The organism is Aphanizomenon flos-aquae FACHB-1287, assembly GCF_014698755.1.
Lineage (GTDB): Bacteria > Cyanobacteriota > Cyanobacteriia > Cyanobacteriales > Nostocaceae > Dolichospermum > Dolichospermum flosaquae.
Window position 1 is genome coordinate 41,031 of record NZ_JACJTO010000026.1, and the last position, 19,251, is coordinate 60,281.

Genomic DNA, 19,251 nt, shown 5'->3' on the forward strand with positions numbered 1-19,251 from the left:
TAAGATTTCTTGGTTCATACATTAAAACGGTATTTTGTCAATAAAATTTAGATGAATTTTGATTAGTTGGTAATTGGTAATTATTTACCTTTTATAAAGTTTTGATAATCGAACTAACCCTTTAAAAGGGCAAGATAACCCTTATGCAAGGGAAAAAATCCTGATATTATTGTTGATGAATAATCATTAATAGCTGATGATTGGCTATGGTTAATTCTACCAATCGCGCTTCGGGTTCGTCAGTCGCTCATGGGGGAAACCCCCAAGACAGCGCTGACTCACCAACCACCAATCACAAATTAAGTCAACGCTTCTGCACCCCCGACAACTTCCAGAAGTTCCTGGGTAATTGCGGCTTGACGAGCTTTGTTGTAAGACAAAGATAGACTTTTAATCAACTCACCGGCGTTTTCGCTGGCGTTACTCATTGCTGTCATGCGTGCAGCTAATTCACTAGCTGCTGATTCTTGTAAAGCCCGTAATAACTGATTGCTCAGATATAATGGCAACAAAGAATCCAGTATTTGTACTGGATCTTGTTCAAAAATCATGTCACTAGGTAAAGCTGTCACTGTACTAGCTACCTTTTCCCGTTCTACTTGGAATTGACCACCACGGGTAGTTAAACGGAAAACTTCATCATCTGCTGCTTCTAAACCTTGGGTATCTAAAGGTAGAAGGGTTTGGATAACGGGACGAGAACTAACCAAGGAGACGAATTTTGTATAAACTAGCTCAATCCGGTCTACCTTTTCTGCAAGGAAGAGAGATAGCAGTTCATCAGCAATATTTGTTGCTTCTGCGGCCGTAGGAATTTGTTCCAATCCGCTGTAGGTAGCATCAATAGGCTGATTCCGGCGTTGAAAGTATTGTGTAGCTTTGCGGCCAACCAATACATAAGTATAGTTTACACCTTCAGATTGAAGTTCCTTGGCACGATTTTCGGCACGACGGATAACATTACTGTTGTAACCACCACACAAGCCCCGGTCGCCGGAAATTACCAACAAACCTACTGTTTTAACTTCGCGTTTCTTCAGTAGGGGTAAGTTGACATCTTCAAACCGCAGTCTAGTTTGCAAGCTAAATAATACTTGCGCCAAGCGGTCAGCAAAGGGACGGGTAGCAATTACTTGTTCTTGAGCGCGACGGACTCTCGCTGCTGCTACAAGCCGCATGGCTTCTGTGATTTTCTTCGTGTTTTTGACCGACTGAATGCGATCGCGTATTGATTTGAGATTAGCCATAATTTTTGTTAGTTGTCAGTTGTTAGTTGTCAGTTGTCAGTTGTCAGTTGTCCATTGCTACTGACCACTGACCGCTGACCACTGGCTAATTACGCTGCTGCTTGAAAGGTCTTTTTGAACTCAGTGAGAGCGGCTTTCAAAGCAACTTCCTCTGCATCACCGAGAACTTTTGTCCCTTGTACGCCTTGGTAATAGGCAGTGTTAACATTTTTCAGATAATCACGTAAACCCTTAGCAAAGGTAGTTACTTTATTAACTGCAATGTCATCTAAATAACCGTTAATACCAGCGTAAAGAACTGCTACTTGTTCAGCTACGGAGAGGGGGTCATTTTGGGGCTGTTTTAAGAGTTCCCGTAAACGCACACCCCGGGCCAACTGGTCTTGAGTGGCTTTGTCTAAATCAGAAGCGAATTGAGCGAAAGCTTGTAAGTCGTCAAACTGCGCCAATTCTAGTTTAATCTTACCGGCAACTTTCTTCATGGCCTTGGTTTGTGCTGCAGAACCTACACGGGATACAGAGATACCGGGGTTTACAGCGGGACGGATACCAGAGTTAAACAAGTCAGAAGACAAGAAAATCTGACCGTCGGTAATAGAAATTACGTTGGTAGGAATGTATGCAGATACGTCACCAGCTTGGGTTTCAATGATAGGTAGAGCAGTCATACTACCTTTACCTAATTCATCGCTGAGTTTAGCAGCACGTTCCAACAAGCGGGAGTGAATGTAGAATACATCTCCAGGATAGGCTTCCCGACCGGGTGGACGACGGAGCAGCAAGGACATTTGACGATAGGCCTGTGCTTGCTTAGAAAGGTCATCGTAAATGATTAAGGTCGCTTTGCCTTTGTACATGAAATACTCAGCAATACTAGCACCTGTGTAGGGAGCGAGGAATTGCAATGTAGCAGGGTCACTGGCATTAGCAGCGACAACTACTGTGTAGTCCATCGCGCCTTTTTCTTGTAGGGTTTGAACTACGTTAGCAACGGTGGAAGCCTTTTGACCGATAGCCACGTAAACGCAAACGACATCTTCACCTTTTTGGTTAATGATAGTGTCAATAGCGATCGCTGTTTTACCAGTTTGACGATCTCCAATGATTAATTCCCGTTGACCACGGCCGACGGGAATCATGGAGTCAATAGCGGTAATCCCTGTTTGCATCGGTTCGTGTACAGACCGACGAGCAATAATCCCGGGTGCGGGGGATTCAATTAACCGAGTTTCAGTAGTCTTAGGATCGCCTTTACCATCAATAGGACGACCCAAAGCATCTACAACCCGACCGATGAGAGCGTCACCAACGGCTACTTGAGCAATTTTACCAGTAGCAGTTACAGAGCTACCTTCTTGAATACTCCGACCTTCGCCCATCAGTACCGCACCGACATTATCTTCTTCTAAGTTTTGGGCGATACCAATTGTGCCATCTTCAAATTCTAGAAGTTCCCCAGCCATAGCCTTTTCCAAGCCATAAATCCGGGCAATACCGTCACCAACTTGTAGCACTGTACCAACGTTAGCAACTTTAACCTCTTGGTCATATTGCTCGATTTGTTGTTGGATGATGCTGCTGATTTCGTCAGGTCTAATGGAAATACTCATTTTTCAGTTGTCAATTGTTAGTTGTCAGTTGTCAGTTGTCAGTGGTCAGTGGTTTTTTATTGACTATTGACTACTGACATTTATCAGAACTTTTTAGTTACTGCTTAAACGCAAAGAAAGACGACGTAGTTGACCACGCAAACTAGCGTCAATTACTTGAGAACCAACTTTGATAATCACACCACCAATTAAATCGCTGTCTATTTTGGTGGCTAATTCCACTTGACGAGCTTTGGTCAGAGTAATTACCTTTTCTGTAATTGCTTGCTGTTGGGTTTCTGTGAGGGGAACCGCAGAAGTAATTTCCGCCAATACAGTTTGATTTAACTGGCGTAATAGCACCAAGTATTGCTCTAAAATCGCTTCTAAGAAAGCAATCCTTCTTCTGTCAACTAACAGCAACAAAAAGTTACGTAAGCAGGGACTTACACCTTCCCCAAGTAATTGTCGGAGAACATTTTTCTTGTTCTCTGGCTTTACGAAGGGATTGCTTAAAAAGCCAGTGAGTTCTTTACTCCCTGTTAATAAGCTGATAAATGTCCGTGCGTCTCCCCCAACTGCTTCTGTTAAGTTTTGAGATTGAGCAATAGATAACAATGCTTGGGCATAAGGCTGGGATATTTCAGCGGTAGCTGCATCACTTTTCATATCTCGCCTCCTAGTTGTGCGATGCTACGATTAATTAAAATTTGTTGAGCATCTGCGCTAATACCATCCTTGAGTTGTCCTTCGACTTTTTGCAGCGCTTTTAAAACTACCTTTTGTCGAAGTTGGGAGATGGCTTTATCTAGTTCTGCATTCAAATCCGATGCTGCGGTTTCTTTCAACCGTTCTACATCCAGATTCGCTTTAGCTAAAATAGCCTCTTTAGCAGCTTGAGCATTTTGTTCAGCTACTTGAGTAATTCTTTGTGCTTCTTGTTGCGCTTGGGTCAACTGTCCCTGAGCTTTAGCCAAGGAAGTTTGAGCCTCCTGCAAGCGTGACTCCGCATCTTGAATAACGCTTTCAATACTGGAGCGTCTTTCATTCAAGATATTGGTTAAAACTTTGCGTCCAAAGTAGAATAGTATGCCAATCAGAATTAACAGGTTAATTAGATTGGTTTCCAAGATGTCTAGGTTTAGACCGAAACCGCCTTCTGCCGCGCCTTCTGCTATTTCAGAGTTAACAGCTTCTGCGGCAAGTAAAAAAATATTGCCCATGTTAGCCATCTACAAGTGCGCTGCTCGCTTGGTAATTCGTTGAATTTTCCCGATAGGAAAAAAAGTAAAAGTGCCTTGGACACTTAATTTTCGCCGCATTTTTGGGCAAATCCCCTCATCTGTTGATGCTTTCGTAGCACCAACTTGGTGATATAGTCTGCACTATTTCGCCAAAGCAGATCCTAATAGTTTTTCTAGAATCTGGTTGCTGAGGGCATCAACTTGGGCATCTAGGGTAGCCATAGCTGCTTGCTTTTGCTGCTCTATTTCCTTAGCAGCTTGTTCGCGTTGAACTTGTGCTTCCTGTTGAGCTTGGGCTATTTTTTGTGCCGTAATTTTCTTAGCTTCATTCTGGGCAGTTTCTATAGTCACTTGGGACTGCCTACGGGCAGATGCTAGTTGTTGCTCGTATTCTTTGGTTAGGCTTTCAGCTTTAGCCAAGCGGTCACGAGCATCAAGGTTATTGGTACGGACATAATTAGCCCGATCATCCAATACCTTAGTCATAGGCTTATAGAAAATTGCGTTCAACAAGACTGCCAGCAACAGGAATTGCAATGCCATTAATGGCAAGGTAGCATCGAAATCAAACATTTTTCTCCTCTTTGGCTGGAATACTAATTTTTTTGGCTAGTAAGATGATCCAGCCTTTGATAATTTTACGAATCCTATTCTCACCAATGATCCATAAGTTGCTAGTCTTAGAGGCGTGTAGATGCCCAGATGTTCGCTGTCTGTGACATCTTTCACGTCTCTACACTAACAAAACTTTTGCGGTCTTAGGCAAAAGGGTTAGCGAATAGCAATACCAAGGCAATTACCAAACCGTAAATTGTCAAGGATTCCATGAAGGCTAAGGTTAAAAGTAGTGTGCCGCGAATTTTGCCTTCTGCTTCGGGCTGACGTGCAATACCTTCTACTGCTTGACCTGCTGCGTTACCTTGACCAATACCAGGTCCAATTGCAGCTAAACCGATAGCGAGAGCAGCAGCTAGAACTGAGGCAGCTTGTACTAATGGATCCATGACGATTTTCCTTGTTTTAACTACAAAAATTACAAATGTACGTAACAACTAGATGCGTATTTTTACACTACACTAGGTTCTAAAATCGCCGGAGCGATATTTTGAGTAAGTTTACTCATCTGAACTGTGCAACGTGGCGCAAGCCATAGCAACCAACTGAGGGCATTAATGCTCCTCATGTCCTTCTTCGCCGTGTCCCTCTAGGGCTTCATGAATATACGCTCCGGCTAGAGTAGCAAACACTAGGGCTTGAATGGCACTAGTAAATAAACCCAAAGCCATAACTGGTAAAGGCACAAAGAGAGGCACAAGCAGTACCAATACCGCCACTACTAATTCATCCGCCAATATATTTCCAAATAACCGGAAGCTTAGGGAGAGGGGCTTGGTAAAATCTTCGAGAATGGCAATTGGCAATAGAACTGGTGTTGGCTCTATATATTTCTTAAAGTAGCCTAAACCGCGTTTGCTAAATCCAGCGTAAAAATACGCCAAGGAGGTTAGCAATGCCAATGCGACGGTTGTATTGATATCGTTGGTAGGGGCGGCTAGTTCACCAGAAGGCAATTTAATCAGCTTCCAGGGAATTAATGCTCCTGACCAATTTGATACGAAGATAAACAAGAATAGCGTACCAATAAATGGTACCCAGGGGCGATACTCTTTCTCTCCGAGTTGGTTTTTCGCTAGATCCCGAATAAATTCTAGGGCATATTCCATCAAATTTTGGATGCCACGAGGAATTTTCTGGACGTTTCTGGTGGCAGCTAGTGATGCTATTACTAGGATAGCAATCACAAACCAGGAGGTGAGAAATACTTGCCCATGTATTTTGAGACTACCCAGTTGCCATAAGAAGTGATGACCTACTTCTAATTCGGCGAGGGGAAAAGCGTTAAAAGCGTTTAATACACTAAGCATGGGCGTTCTTCAAGGTTTTTCCCCAAAAATCGAGGATTGGCGAATTGTCTGGAGTGAGCCTGAATTTTAATGTTCAGGAATGAATGCAGTTTGCACCATATAGATGAGGAGGGTAGCTTTGTAGGTGAGAAATCCCAGAAATATGGGCAAAATATGTAGCTGATGCCATTGACTTGCCAATATGATCGGTATCATGATCAGAGCAAAACGATTTTTACTCAGACTTTGTTTTTCGCCACCCAGCCTCTCGACATCGTTAGCCAGCATTTTTAAGTAAACCACACCTGTACAAGCCCCAATAAAATAATTTAGGGCGATGTTTAAGGAATAAAAAATCCACACAGAGATAAAAATAATCCCCGTCAACACAAGTGTGATCACTAACAACTTCTGGTAGAGTTGATAGAACTCTTCCATGGAAGAGCTTACTGGTTCTGTTTCCGCAAAACCAGATTTCCTATCTTGTTGTGTTGTCTGAGTCGGTGCAATTGATTCTTCTGACAAGCTCACGAGACTTGAAACCAGTACAGTTAACATAAGATGACTGCACATTCAGTCAATTGAATCATATCACGATCCGGTAACACTACTTGAGAAAAAAACAATTAACTTATTTTTGTCTGCTGTTGGTGGTCTGTTGTCAGTGGTAAGATAATTATTTAGTTACTAATTTTTTGCGTGTAGCGGGGTTGGTAAGAGTTTTTGTGGCTTGAGGGGTTTTCTTACTTTGTCTCAGTTTAGCTCAATTGAGGCAAAATTTCAGCCGTTGTGGCAAAACTATGACATTTTTGAAGGACTTGCTACTGGCAAAGGTTCAAAAATTACATAGGAATCCTATATTATAGGGAGTAAAACCCCCTATTTACCAGTAGTATCCTTAAAAAATTGATGCTAACCTACCAATTTCTGCCAGGTTGCTGCCCCAACAATACCATCAGCAGTTAAACCATTTTGCTGTTGGAATTTCTTGATTCCTGCCAGTGTTTTTGGACCATAGATACCATCAGGATCGCTACCTGTACGGAATTGTAAATATCTGATAATTATACCACTAGCATGAGTTCCTTGGATAACTCGTTTAGCTAATATTTGATTGATGGCATCCCACGTAGTATTACTGGCAATTCCTGTGGGTAAAATTCCCACTATTCGCTGGAATTTTTCTGTTGCTGAAGATGTGGCCGCTCCCATGCTATTATCTTCTGCTAGGGGGCGATTATTTTTATCAGTAATTTTCAGGCGATTTAAAGCCTGTTGTAGCCTGAGAATGCTCTTATCTTTATTCTGTTCTTCATCTATAACAGGATTTGCAGGATTTACAGGATTTACAGGATTTACAGGGGTATTTGCGACTTTACCTGTTAAGCCGGCAACTATGGCATTAGCCATTGCTTCGCCATCATATATTTGCATATCTTTGGCAGAATCAATGAAGCAACCTTCTATCAAAATTCCTGGCATATTTGTTCTTCTAAGAACATACAGGTGTGAACCATTTTTAACACCACGATTGAAAAAGCCTAATTTGACAATTTCATCTAATACTTTTTGGGCAACTTTTCTCCCACTGTCGCTAATAGCAAATACTTCTGTCCCATTAGCTCGTCCGTTAAAAGCATTAAAGTGAATAGATACAAAAAAATCTACTCGGTTATTATTGGCTTTATCGCAGCGGCTACCTAAAGACTGATTTACTGTACTAGCACTATTCGGTTTACATGAGATTACTGTATGTCCTAAATTTTGTAATTTAGATATGACCTTATTACCCACTTCTGTTGTTAACCTATCTTCCGATTTAATACCGCTTGCACCACTATCGGGAGGGCAGTTATGACCAATATCAATGCCGAATTTCATTTGTATCTCCTTAATAGACTTTTCTCGTATTTTAATCTCTAGGTAGAGATTCCCCCATTAATCCCCAAAAATGTTTAAGATTAAGGTTAAGAAATATTTCGTAGCCAAAGCATGATTAAACGCATTGTCTTAATTGCTGGGTTTGAATCCTTTAACGCCGAATTGTACCGAAAAGCGGCTGATTTGGCTAGTTCCCGGTGTCCAGAGTTGGATATTCGAGTTTTTAGCGATCGCAATATTACCACAAACAGTGCCGAAGTAGAAACGGCACTTAAAAACGCGGATGTTTTCTTTGGTAGTTTAATTTTTGATTATGACCAGGTTGTGTGGTTGCGAGAGCGTATTATTGATATCCCTATTCGTCTGATTTTCGAGTCAGCGCTGGAATTAATGAGTTTAACGAAAATTGGCGCGTTTTCCATTGGTGACAAACCGAAAGGAATGCCTAAACCGATTAAATTCATTCTTGACAAATTCAGCAATGGTAAAGAAGAAGACAAACTTGCAGGTTATATCAGTTTTCTAAAAATCGGACCAAAGTTATTAAAATTCATCCCAGTTCAAAAAGTCCAAGACCTTCGTAACTGGTTAATTATCTATGGTTATTGGAACGCCGGCGGTTCAGAAAACGTCGCTTCTCTATTTTGGACTATTGCGGAAAAATACTTATATTTAAAGATTGGAGATATACCACCACCTCTGGAAACTCCCAACATGGGATTATTACATCCTGACTATCCAGGTTTTTTTACTTCTCCGCAACAGTATTTACAATGGTATCTTGTGGGGCGGGTGTCTGACCTGTCTAAGGGCGGGCAAGATGCCCACCCCACAAAGCCAGTTATTGGTATTTTACTTTACCGAAAGCACGTTATCACCAAACTGCCCTATATTTCCCAACTGATAGGCTATTTTGAAAAAGCGGGGTTAATCCCCTTACCTATCTTTATCAATGGGGTAGAAGGTCACGTAGCCGTCAGAGATTGGATGACAAGCGACCATGAAACCCAGCAACGTCACCTCAATCATATTGAAACCCCTTCCCTTTCCGCAGAAGCAGTAAAAATTGATGCCATAGTTTCTACTATCGGGTTTCCCCTCGTTGGTGGTCCGGCTGGTTCTATGGAAGCGGGAAGACAGGTAGAAGTGGCTAAACGCATTCTTGCAGCTAAAAATGTTCCTTATATAGTTGCAGCACCTTTATTAATACAAGATATTCACTCTTGGACACGCCAAGGTGTAGGGGGGTTGCAAAGTGTTGTATTATATGCTTTACCCGAACTAGATGGCGCAATTGATACAATTCCTCTCGGTGGTTTAGTCGGTGAACAAATTTATTTAGTTCCTGAACGAGTCCAACGTTTAACTAATAGGGTCAAAAGTTGGGTTTCTCTGCGACAAAAACCTATTTCTGAACGAAAAATTGCCATTATTTTATATGGTTTTCCTCCTGGTTATGGTGCGGTAGGAACTGCTGCTTTATTAAACGTTCCTCGCAGTTTAATTAAATTACTAAATGCACTGAAAGAACAGGGTTATACAGTTGGTGATATTCCTGAAGATGGAGAAGAATTAATTCGGCAAATTAAAGCAGCAGATGAAATTAATCCCGTCAATGTGGAGACGTTTCATGAAACCTCTCTACAAAATAAAAATACAGTCAATGCTAGAACATTGGAAAAATGGTTAGGCTATCTTTTCACATCTCGCATAGAAAAACAATGGAAATACCTGACTGGTAGCGGTATTAAGACTTATGGTGATGAATTCAATATCGGTGGTGTACAATTAGGAAATATTTGGATAGGTGTTCAGCCACCTTTGGGAATTCAAGGAGATCCCATGCGGTTAATGTTTGAAAGAGATTTAACCCCACATCCTCAATATGCAGCTTATTATAAATGGTTACAAAATGATTTTCAAGCTGATGCAGTTGTTCATTTTGGAATGCACGGAACTGTAGAATGGTTGCCAGGTTCACCATTAGGAAATACTGGTTACTCTTGGTCTGATATTCTCTTGGGAAATCTGCCAAATCTCTATATCTATGCAGCAAATAATCCTTCAGAATCAATACTAGCAAAACGTCGCGGTTATGGGGTTTTAATTTCTCATAATGTCCCCCCCTATGGCCGCGCTGGTTTATATAAGGAGTTGGTAAATTTACGTGATATAATTGCGGAATATCGAGAAGATCCAGAAAAGAATTATGTCTTAAAAGAAGGAATTTGTAAAAAGATTGTTGATACTGGTTTGGAGATAGATTGTCCTTTTGATGATGCTAAAAACTTGGGGATTCCTTTTACACCGGAAAATGTGAGAATGTTCAGTAATCACGCTTTTGATCATTATTTGGTGAAGTTATATGAGTATTTGCAAGTTCTGGAAAATCGTCTTTTCTCTTCTGGTTTACATACTTTAGGTGAAGCACCAAATCAGGAGGAGTTAATTGGTTATTTGGATGCTTATTTTGGAAACGAACCACGGAGGCACGGAGAACACAGAGAGGAGGAGGAAATTACAAGGTTATTGAATCAATCTACTGATGAGTTGACTAATCTTTTAAGGGGTTTAAATGGTGAGTTTATTCTTCCCGCACCCGGTGGGGATTTGTTACGAGATGGTGCTGGTGTTTTACCAACTGGAAGGAATATTCACGCTTTAGATCCTTATAGAATGCCTTCTCCTGCTGCTTTTGAAAGGGGTAAGGAAATTGCTAAAAAAATTATTTCTCAATCTCTGGATGAAAATCAGAAATATCCTGAAACTGTGGCGGTTTTATTATGGGGTTTGGATGCTATTAAAACTAAGGGTGAATCTTTGGGGATTCTCTTGGAATTGGTGGGCGCTGAACCTGTGAAGGAGGGAACTGGACGCATTGTTAGATATGATTTAAAACCTCTTGCTGAGGTGGGACATCCTCGTATTGATGTGTTAGCAAATCTATCGGGAATTTTCCGAGATAGTTTTGTGAATATTATTGAATTATTAGATGATTTATTTCAACGGGCTGCGGAAATTGATGAACCGGAGGAAATGAATTTTATTAGAAAACACGCTTTGATTTTAAAAGCCCAAGGTGTGGAAAATTCTTCGGCCAGATTATTCTCTAATCCCTCTGGTGATTTTGGTTCTTTGGTTAATGATAGAGTAGTTGATGGTAATTGGGAATCTGGGGAAGATTTGGGGAATACTTGGGAAAGTCGCAATGTCTTTAGTTATGGTAGAAATGATAAAGGACAAGCTAGACCAGAGGTATTACAAACATTATTAAAAACTAGCGATCGCATTATTCAAGAAATAGATTCGGTAGAATATGGTTTAACTGATATTCAGGAATATTATGCTAATACTGGAGGTTTGAAAAAGGCCGCCGAAAAGCAAAGCGGAAAAAAAGTACAAGCCAGTTTTGTAGAAAGTTTTTCTAAAGACACTACACCCCGCAATTTAGATGATTTATTGCGAATGGAATACAGAACTAAGTTATTAAATCCTAAATGGGCTGACGCAATGGCTAATCAAGGTTCTGGTGGCGCTTTTGAAATTTCTCAACGCATGACAGCTTTAATCGGTTGGGGTGGTACTGCTGATTTTCAAGATGATTGGGTTTATGATCAAGCCGTAGATACCTATGCTTTAGATCCAGAAATGGCGGAAAAATTACGTAAAGCAAATCCCGAAGCTTTTAAAAATATTTTGGGGAGAATGTTGGAAGCATCAGGACGCGGTTTATGGCAAGCTGATGGAGATAAATTAGAAAAATTGCGTCAGTTGTATGAATTAAGCGATGAACAATTGGAAGGAGTAACCGCGTAAAAAATTCAAAATTAATTGTAGGTTGGGTTAAACGAAGTGCAACCCAACACATTTCACCTGATACTTTAAAACAATTCTATAATACAATATCTCAATATCTCAATATCTCAATTAACTCTTCTTTACTCACTTTATTATCAGCAACCTGCATTGTTAATTTCTCTGCTTCTTCTGGTGTCATGTTCAGTTCATAATCATTCAAGTTCAAGAATGTCACCATAACACCATATCCAGTTCGCTTGTTACCATCTACAAAAGCATGATTTTTAGTAATATGAAACAAATATGCTGCTGCTTGTTCAACAATAGTAGGATGTAAAAACTCTCCCCCAAAACTTGCTTGAGGCTGGTTAATCGCAGATTCTAGCAAGCCTTCATCACGGATACCTGGTTCTCCACCATATTGAATGAGAAGCTCACTGTGTATTCTTAAAACCTCTTTTTTATCCTCAATAAATTTAGGATTATGCAAGTTTTCTATACACATAATCCCATTTTTTTATAGATGCCAAAAACGTTAGTGTGGTTTCCGATTCTTTAGGTGTGATATCTTCTATGTTAAAATTAACCTGTTCTTCTGTCAATACATTAATTTTCAAACTTATTTCAATTACTGAAAGCAATATATTTTTTAGTGTTTCTAAAATAATGTATATTTCATTTTTGTTAAACTGTCTTATCCTTGGAAATTCTTTGTAAGTTTTTTCCCAAAGCATGAATATCGCTTTGAATAATTTTCTACCTTTTTTTGTTTGAAAGAAATTCCAGTAATTGTCTATAATTTCTTTGAATAAAAAATTGTATCTAACAAAGAGTAGAATTGATAAATCGCCCTGTTTTTCTTGTTCTTTTAATTTCTTATCTAACTTCAAAAATTTTTGAAGTAGATATAACATCTGTCTTGCTTCTTCTTTAAACTCACTAAAAGATATTTGCCGAATATTAGCCAACTCAAGCATCTCCGCCATTGCTTCATCTTGCGGGTTAGCATCATTTAAGCATCTTTCCAGGACTTCTATCCTTTCCTGAATGCTGTCAATTATTTCTTGTGGGAATGTAAAGCTGTATACCATATTTTATGTACCTCTCTGGTAATATTATGCGCTTCACTAGGACTATTTTAACTGAAAAACCCATAATAATCCAGTCTGTCAGTTACTAATATAGCCTTAGCCAAAAATCGTTAAATCGCACTTTATTATCAATTAATCGTAGGTTGGGTTAAACGAAGTGCAACCCAACACATTGACAATATAACTTTTCCTAGTCTAATAAAGTACAAATTTATCCGCGTTTATCTGCGTCCATCTTCTTCCATCTGCGGTTAATTATTTCCTATTGTACCTCCCTTGAATAGAAATTACAATAACACAAAATAAAAAAGCTATTTACAATCTTGAAATTATTCTCCAAATAATAGATAATACAATGTAACAACCAAATAAACCCTAGCACTCACAGGGGTTGAGTGCTAATTTCTAGCTTAATCTTGAAACTAATGTAGTAGGCAAAAATTCTCCTTTTTCTAGATAGATTTAGCGGACTTTTCCGCAAGAGTCTTTTGCCTAAAATTCAAGTTTCTTGGCAATTTATGAATTCATTAGGAGGACTAGAATGATTAAATACAGCTTCAATCTGGTAGGTGTATCTCCTGTTTTGTATTTTTTTAATCATCAACAACAGAGTTTAGTAAAACCACAACATCAAGGAATAGAATATCTAGGAACTCACACTTGTACTTTAGATGCCTTTCTAGCATCTATAGAACCAATTCCTGTAAAATGGGGTTGGAATTTAGATCAAGTAGTAGATACAGTCATTGAATTTTGGATGAATAATGCTGAAAGTATTAACTATTGGAAATCCCGGTTAAACGATGCCGGACATGATAGTTTACTCGTAGCTAGAGTAGCAGATCTGAACTATTTGCCTAGTGAATTGGAATCACTACTAGGGAAAAATTTGTAACTCTTAACTACCATTAATAGGATAGCAGGGAACAGGAAACAAAGTATTTTATTGTTTACCTGGTAACTGCTACAGCAGTTCCCGCTATTATGAAGTACAGATATTAATGATTAAACTCTTGTGGTGCGGGCATCTTGCCCGCCAATGGTGTACATCACTCAAGCTAAACGTGCTGTATACCATTTTCTAGCATTTTAAGAATTTTTAAATACAATTCTTCTACTCTTACCGCAGCTACTTTACCACTAGCAGCATAGTGATCTAATCCGGGAGAACCATTTACTTCAATTAGGGTATAATCTTTTATTGGCATAGTGATATCATCGGTGAGTATATCTATTCCTGCTAATCTTAATCCTATATCTTTGGTAATATTAATTGCTAATTTTTGAAAGTCAGGATGAATAGTTTCGGAAAAATCTACAGCTTCACCTCCACTAGATAAATTAGCATTATCTAAAAGATAAACAATCTGATTATTAGGAATCACGCTATCCCAATTAAAATTTTGTGTTTTTAATTTTTTATCAATGCGGAAATCATGAAACTTAATAACTTTTTTCCTGCCTGAACTAACAAGTTCTTCCTGCTTTTGTTGTAACAACTCTGAAACATTAGATCTACCATTACCAACAACAAATAAAGGAATTCTTTGATAAGCAGCAAAAATTTCATTATCTAAAACAACAATTCTGTAGTCATTACCACTATAAAATTTTTCTACAATCAATCCTGATTTAATTGTAAATATTTTATTAGCAACATCATAATATTCTGCCTGATTATATACCTTAGTCACCAATCTGCCTTGACTAAGATTAAGAGGTTTAACAATTACAGGAAATCCGATTAATTGTGCATAATTAAATCCATCATCAATATTTCTGAGATTTGCTAATTTAGCGCGTAGTTTATCATTAAAAAAAGTTTTTCCCTCTGTAACTTTATATCCAAACTGCTTCAGAAAAAAATTACTATATGCTTTATCTTTAACTAACTCCGCTGCCCCAAAACCGTTAATATCTAACTTACTATGACTAAAAACCGATTTTTTGCCATTTTTAAAGGTAATATGTCCAACTCGTTCATATTCTGGTTCAACTAAAACTACAGCCCCTATTTCCAATGCAACTTTTTTGACAATTGATGTAATCGACATTTTTATTTTTCCAGACTAGCTCAAATTATACGGAAAAAGTATAGCAACATTCGTAAATATTTGACAATCTCAGATCTCAGGTAATTGAAAAATTAGTATAATTTAACTTATATACATAAGCTATTACGCAGCTAAAGTTGATAACCACAATTTACTTAAACTTTATAGTGCGGGCATATTGCTCGCTATAATTATACAAACTAAATGTACAGGTGAACTTAAATACTGAATGAATCAGTATTTACTCTTTAGTAGTAAATAAAAGTAACCTTTGTCAAAAGATAAGTTGTTGCACCACGTATTGACAATTTTGAAAATATGTAATACCAAGGTGGCATCATCAATAAAAAGCGATGATACATCCTTAGTTAAGAGACAAAGCAAGGCCCCTCACTCAAGTTCATACGCAGAAAATTATCATGCCACAAAATACGGATTACAAAAATACCACTTCAGAAAATCAAGGAATGCCTACTATAAGAGAAGATAATGCCTACAAAAAAAGGCTGAATGGTTGGGTTGTAGCCCGCGTCGTTACTGAACAAGAAAAAGTAATTGTTTCCCGTTTCCGTAGTCGTTCTGATGCTGAAGGCTATATTCAGCACATTCGTCAAATGATTCCTAACTCTGTTTTTGAGCTTTTCTTTGATTCTCAACGCAAAGAAGTTGTCATGTAAATCTAAAAAAGGCAAGGGGTAAGAGATAAGATAATTCCCCTCATTCCCTCATTCCTTGTCCCTATTGCCAATTTACACAGCAGTCAGCAGTCCATTGTGTTTGAGTAAAGCCTTGGTACTGGGTTCTCGTCCCCGGAAGGTTTTAAAAACATCCATAGGATGCTGACTGCCACCTAGTGCTAAAATTGTATCTCGATAGCGTCTGCCAATGGCGTGAATTGCAACTTCATTTTCTAAGCCCGCCTCCTCAAAGGCCGCAAAAGCATCAGCACTAAGAACCTCAGCCCACTTATAGCTATAATATCCGGCTGCATAACCCCCTTCAAAAATATGACCGAAAGCACACAGAAAAGCATCCTCAGGTAATGGTGGTAACACAGTCGTTAACTTAGCAATCCGGTGTCGCACATTTGTTATGGTTTCTTGACCATTGGGGCAATATCGGTTATGTAATTCCAAATCCACACTACTAAAATCTAGTTGTCGTAGCATAGCTGAACCACTCATATAATTACGTGCCGCCCATAACTTTTGGTAATAATGCTCCGGTAAGGCTTCACCCGTTTGATAATGTTTAGCCATACCAAATAATGTCTGACGGTCATAACACCAATTTTCCATAAATTGGCTTGGTAATTCGATAGCGTCCCATTCAACATTATTAATACCTGCTGCCCCCAGATAATTTACCTTAGTCAGCATATGATGTAAACCATGTCCAAATTCATGGAACAATGTCTCAACCTCATCAAAAGTCATCAAGCTTGGATTACCACCGACAGGAGGAGTTTGGTTACAAATCAAATAAGCTACAGGTAAGCGGATAGTAGTTAACCCCTTTTCTGTGACTTTTTTACGGTGAATACAAGCATCCATCCAAGCACCACCACGTTTTTCTGCGGGACGGCTATAAGCATCTAAGTAAAAATAAGCAATGGGTTCACCATATTTATCAGCTATTTGGAAATAACGGACATCTTTATGCCATATTGGTGCTTGACCATCAGCAGGAGTCACTGTCACCCCAAAAAGCCGTTTTACTAGCCCAAATAAGCCATCTAGCACTTGAGGAAGGGGAAAATAGGGGCGTAACTGCTCAGATGTAAAGGCAAATTGTTCTTCCCGTTGACGTTCAGCCCAAAAGTTAATATCCCAATGTTGCAAATTTTCTGCTTCTACTGCGGCTTTATTTTGGGCAAAAGCCTTGAGTTTCTCTAAATCTTTGACCGCAGCATTATAACTAGCTTGACGCAGTTCTTCTAATAGCTTTTCTACAGAGGGAACATCCTTGGCCATCTTACTAGCTAAACTGAGTTCAGCAAAGGTCGCAAAGCCAATTAATTGAGCTAGTTCTTGACGTAACTCTAAAATGCGAATAATTAAAGGATTATTATCTAATTCTCCAGAAAATGCCCTGGTAATATAAGCCTTATACAGTTTTTCCCGCAAGTCTCGTCGGGTACTGTGCTGCATGAACGGGAAATAGCAAGGAAAATCTAAAGTAATATGCCAGGGACCATCTTCAGGGGTGGCCTCCTCTGCCCCATTAGCCCGCGCAACTTGGGCTGCAAGGCTTAACAAACTACTTGGCAAGCCATCAATGTCATTTTGGGTGGTGAGGATTAAAATAAAGCCTTTGGTGGCATCTAGGACATGATTAGCAAACCTAGTGGCTAGTTCTGCTAATTCCATCTGAATAGCATTAAAACGCTCTCTGTCTTTTCCTTCTAGACCAACACCAGCAAATTCTGCATCTCGAATGGCAGCTTCGACAATTCTCTGTTGTGCTGAATCTAAAGTTCTCCAGGTAGAACTATTCCGAATTGCTTTAAAAGCATTATAAATGGGTTTACTTTGACCCAGGATATTCATAAACTGAACCACTCGCGGCTGTACCTTTTCATAGGTGATACGTAGTTCTGGACTATTTTTCACACCCATTAAATGATTCAGTATTCCCCAACTCCAATTTAGCCTTTCTGTCAATTTTTCCAGAGGTTCTACTAAACCGCTCCAAGTAGGCTCTATATTTGCCTCTAAGTCGGTTAATTGCTTTTCCAGTTCTGCTAATAGATAGCTAAAAGCTGGTTCGACTTGCTCTGATTTAATAGCCGCAAATGCGGGTAAGCCGGAGCTTTGCAGCAGGGGATTCTGATAAGTAGTAGCAGTTGCACCCATGGTAGTGAATTAATAGCCGATGAATTAGTGGGGAACAATGATTTTTCTTTACTAACTGATAATGGACTGTAAGAATAAAATTTCCCATTGCTAAAATGGTAATTTTGTAAAAAATAATACAGAAGTTCAGAAGCCAGAATCCTCAAATCAATTAAGTATGATTTTATACATTAATTAATATTTACTTCTATCCTTATACCAGTTATACAAGAAGTCCATTCATAGCGTAGCGTAATGTGGCTGTATGCTTCTATAATTCCTCACTACTTAATTACTGGAAATTCTTTATTGATAACCTTATAGAGCCCAAGGTAAAGGAAAAATTCTAGCAATAAGGAACTTTCTCTCCTGCTCACCGTCATTTTCGTGTTAACTGTTTTCTGAAAATTATGTCTAATCTTCCACCACTAAATACAGAAACAATTTGGGCAATTATTAACGATACAATTGATGATACCACTGTTAAACAATTAGTATGGTATCATTTAGGTTATCGTTATAATGATATCACAGAATTATGGGATTATAGTCAAGTAGCATCAGGATGGCAAGATGAATATCCGCAACCACCAGATTTTATTGATTCTCGTCCTGCAATTATGAAATTAACTCGTTCTATTCCTCCAGAAAACAAACAAGTTCTCAAGGAAAAACTCGGTTTTAAAGGTTATAAAATTGGTGAATTTGGTCCTCGACAAACCCGCAGAGCTACATTAGCAAATTGGTTATTAAGTTATATGTTGATAACTACGGGTAAAATTGAGTAAAGTTGTTATAGAACAGTTCCCATGCTTGTGAGGTACAAAGTTTTTGAGTTTTAGGGAACAGGGAATAAATTTGTGTGTACTTCATGAGAATGGGAAACGATATATTTAGAAATATTACCAAAATATCCCTAACCTGAGAAAAGGAAAGGGAATTTTGGTCAGGTTCCCGGATTAAATTTCAGTTTTTTGGCATTCACCCATTTAAGCTTAAATAATAATTAATAATTTCACAGGAGAAAAATACTGGTGATTGATCTATTAAAAGGGGTTAACCTCTACTTAATTGGGATGATGGGAGTTGGGAAAACAACGGTAGGAAAATTACTCGCACAGGAAGTCGGTTATAGATTTGTTGATACAGATGAAATTATAGTTAAAGCAGTAGGTAAATCTATTAACGAAATATTTACCGAAAATGGTGAAACTGATTTTCGTCAATTGGAAAGTGATGTGTTAGGTCAAGTTTGTGCATATACTAAGTTAATTGTAGCTACTGGTGGCGGTATTGTCATGCAGCAGCAAAATTGGGGTTATCTTCGTCATGGTTTGATAGTTTGGTTAGATGTACCAATACAAATCATATTAGAGCGCTTGGCAGAAGATCATACCAGACCACTGTTACAAAATTCCGATCCTCAAGGTAAATTAAGCTCGCTTTTAGAACAACGTCAACATAAGTATTCCCAAGCTGATTTACATATTACCATTACTGCCACGGAAACACCAGAGGAAATTGCCACGCGGATCTTAACTACAATTCCCAGTATTTTGAAAAAGTCATAATTTCTGCTGAAAATAATCACAATTTGGGGTAATTTACA

At 38.8% G+C, this 19,251-nt stretch carries 18 protein-coding genes; 5 read left to right on the plus strand and 13 right to left on the minus strand.

Features of this window, described 5'->3' with window-relative positions:
- Positions 1 to 299 precede the first annotated feature (299 nt).
- The 9 genes from H6G44_RS13265 to H6G44_RS13305 all read right to left on the minus strand — a co-directional run bounded on the left by H6G44_RS13265 (position 300) and on the right by H6G44_RS13305 (position 7,865).
- A complete protein-coding gene (locus tag H6G44_RS13265) occupies positions 300 to 1,247 on the minus strand; it encodes a F0F1 ATP synthase subunit gamma (RefSeq protein ID WP_190386947.1) in 948 nt (315 codons plus the stop codon).
- An 89-nt stretch (positions 1,248 to 1,336) separates the two neighbouring features.
- The gene (atpA, locus tag H6G44_RS13270) at positions 1,337 to 2,857 is read right to left on the minus strand and encodes a F0F1 ATP synthase subunit alpha (RefSeq protein ID WP_190386948.1); all 1,521 of its coding nucleotides are present in this window, start codon (positions 2,855 to 2,857) and stop codon (positions 1,337 to 1,339) included.
- Positions 2,858 to 2,950: 93 nt separating this feature from the next.
- On the minus strand, positions 2,951 to 3,505 hold the full coding sequence (gene atpH, locus H6G44_RS13275; RefSeq protein WP_190386949.1) for an ATP synthase F1 subunit delta: 555 nt from the start codon (positions 3,503 to 3,505) through the stop codon (positions 2,951 to 2,953).
- On the minus strand, positions 3,502 to 4,068 hold the full coding sequence (locus H6G44_RS13280; RefSeq protein WP_190386950.1) for a F0F1 ATP synthase subunit B: 567 nt from the start codon (positions 4,066 to 4,068) through the stop codon (positions 3,502 to 3,504). The genes atpH and H6G44_RS13280 overlap by 4 nt, the downstream gene beginning before the upstream one ends.
- A 153-nt stretch (positions 4,069 to 4,221) precedes the next feature.
- Positions 4,222 to 4,653 carry a F0F1 ATP synthase subunit B' gene (locus H6G44_RS13285; RefSeq protein WP_190386951.1) on the minus strand — a complete coding sequence of 144 codons (432 nt, stop codon included), beginning with the start codon at positions 4,651 to 4,653 and terminating at the stop codon, positions 4,222 to 4,224.
- 185 nt (positions 4,654 to 4,838) lie between these two features.
- On the minus strand, positions 4,839 to 5,084 hold the full coding sequence (atpE, locus tag H6G44_RS13290) for an ATP synthase F0 subunit C (RefSeq protein WP_013192016.1): 246 nt from the start codon (positions 5,082 to 5,084) through the stop codon (positions 4,839 to 4,841).
- A 165-nt stretch (positions 5,085 to 5,249) separates the two neighbouring features.
- Positions 5,250 to 6,005 (minus strand): F0F1 ATP synthase subunit A, encoded by a 756-nt coding sequence (gene atpB, locus H6G44_RS13295; RefSeq protein ID WP_190386952.1) that lies wholly within the window; start codon positions 6,003 to 6,005, stop codon positions 5,250 to 5,252.
- 66 nt (positions 6,006 to 6,071) lie between these two features.
- Complete coding sequence (locus H6G44_RS13300) at positions 6,072 to 6,557, minus strand: ATP synthase subunit I (protein ID WP_190386953.1); 486 nt, start codon at positions 6,555 to 6,557, stop codon at positions 6,072 to 6,074.
- A 339-nt stretch (positions 6,558 to 6,896) separates the two neighbouring features.
- Positions 6,897 to 7,865, minus strand: a complete 969-nt coding sequence (locus H6G44_RS13305; RefSeq protein ID WP_190386954.1) for an N-acetylmuramoyl-L-alanine amidase — start codon at positions 7,863 to 7,865, stop codon at positions 6,897 to 6,899.
- Between the two features lie 114 nt (positions 7,866 to 7,979).
- On the opposite strand from H6G44_RS13305, the gene bchH reads away from it, so the two are divergent.
- Positions 7,980 to 11,681 carry a magnesium chelatase subunit H gene (bchH, locus tag H6G44_RS13310; protein WP_190386969.1) on the plus strand — a complete coding sequence of 1,234 codons (3,702 nt, stop codon included), beginning with the start codon at positions 7,980 to 7,982 and terminating at the stop codon, positions 11,679 to 11,681.
- A gap of 91 nt (positions 11,682 to 11,772) precedes the next feature.
- Here bchH and H6G44_RS13315 read toward each other — a convergent pair whose 3' ends face one another.
- Together H6G44_RS13315 and H6G44_RS13320 are read right to left on the minus strand one after the other, a co-directional pair.
- Positions 11,773 to 12,168 carry a type II toxin-antitoxin system death-on-curing family toxin gene (locus H6G44_RS13315; protein ID WP_242031735.1) on the minus strand — a complete coding sequence of 132 codons (396 nt, stop codon included), beginning with the start codon at positions 12,166 to 12,168 and terminating at the stop codon, positions 11,773 to 11,775.
- Positions 12,146 to 12,754, minus strand: coding sequence for a hypothetical protein (locus H6G44_RS13320; RefSeq protein ID WP_168635937.1), 609 nt, complete (start codon positions 12,752 to 12,754; stop codon positions 12,146 to 12,148). Before H6G44_RS13320 ends, H6G44_RS13315 begins: the two co-directional genes overlap by 23 nt.
- A 544-nt stretch (positions 12,755 to 13,298) precedes the next feature.
- Between H6G44_RS13320 and H6G44_RS13325 the strand changes: the two genes are divergently transcribed.
- Positions 13,299 to 13,649: a hypothetical protein gene (locus H6G44_RS13325; RefSeq protein WP_190386971.1), complete on the plus strand. Its 351-nt coding sequence runs from the start codon at positions 13,299 to 13,301 to the stop codon at positions 13,647 to 13,649.
- 163 nt (positions 13,650 to 13,812) lie between these two features.
- Here the strand turns inward: H6G44_RS13325 and H6G44_RS13330 are convergent, their stop codons facing one another.
- Positions 13,813 to 14,808 carry a cyanophycin synthetase gene (locus tag H6G44_RS13330; RefSeq protein WP_190386955.1) on the minus strand — a complete coding sequence of 332 codons (996 nt, stop codon included), beginning with the start codon at positions 14,806 to 14,808 and terminating at the stop codon, positions 13,813 to 13,815.
- A gap of 419 nt (positions 14,809 to 15,227) precedes the next feature.
- On the opposite strand from H6G44_RS13330, the gene H6G44_RS13335 reads away from it, so the two are divergent.
- A complete protein-coding gene (locus H6G44_RS13335; protein ID WP_190386956.1) occupies positions 15,228 to 15,485 on the plus strand; it encodes a hypothetical protein in 258 nt (85 codons plus the stop codon).
- 72 nt (positions 15,486 to 15,557) lie between these two features.
- Here H6G44_RS13335 and H6G44_RS13340 read toward each other — a convergent pair whose 3' ends face one another.
- Positions 15,558 to 17,663, minus strand: coding sequence for a M3 family metallopeptidase (locus tag H6G44_RS13340; protein WP_190386957.1), 2,106 nt, complete (start codon positions 17,661 to 17,663; stop codon positions 15,558 to 15,560).
- Between the two features lie 389 nt (positions 17,664 to 18,052).
- On the opposite strand from H6G44_RS13340, the gene H6G44_RS13345 reads away from it, so the two are divergent.
- Both H6G44_RS13345 and H6G44_RS13350 read left to right on the plus strand, forming a co-directional pair.
- Entirely contained in the window at positions 18,053 to 18,430 is a 378-nt protein-coding gene (locus tag H6G44_RS13345; protein ID WP_190386958.1) for a DUF1823 family protein, read from the plus strand.
- 246 nt (positions 18,431 to 18,676) lie between these two features.
- Positions 18,677 to 19,213: a shikimate kinase gene (locus H6G44_RS13350; RefSeq protein WP_190386959.1), complete on the plus strand. Its 537-nt coding sequence runs from the start codon at positions 18,677 to 18,679 to the stop codon at positions 19,211 to 19,213.
- Positions 19,214 to 19,251 lie beyond the last annotated feature (38 nt).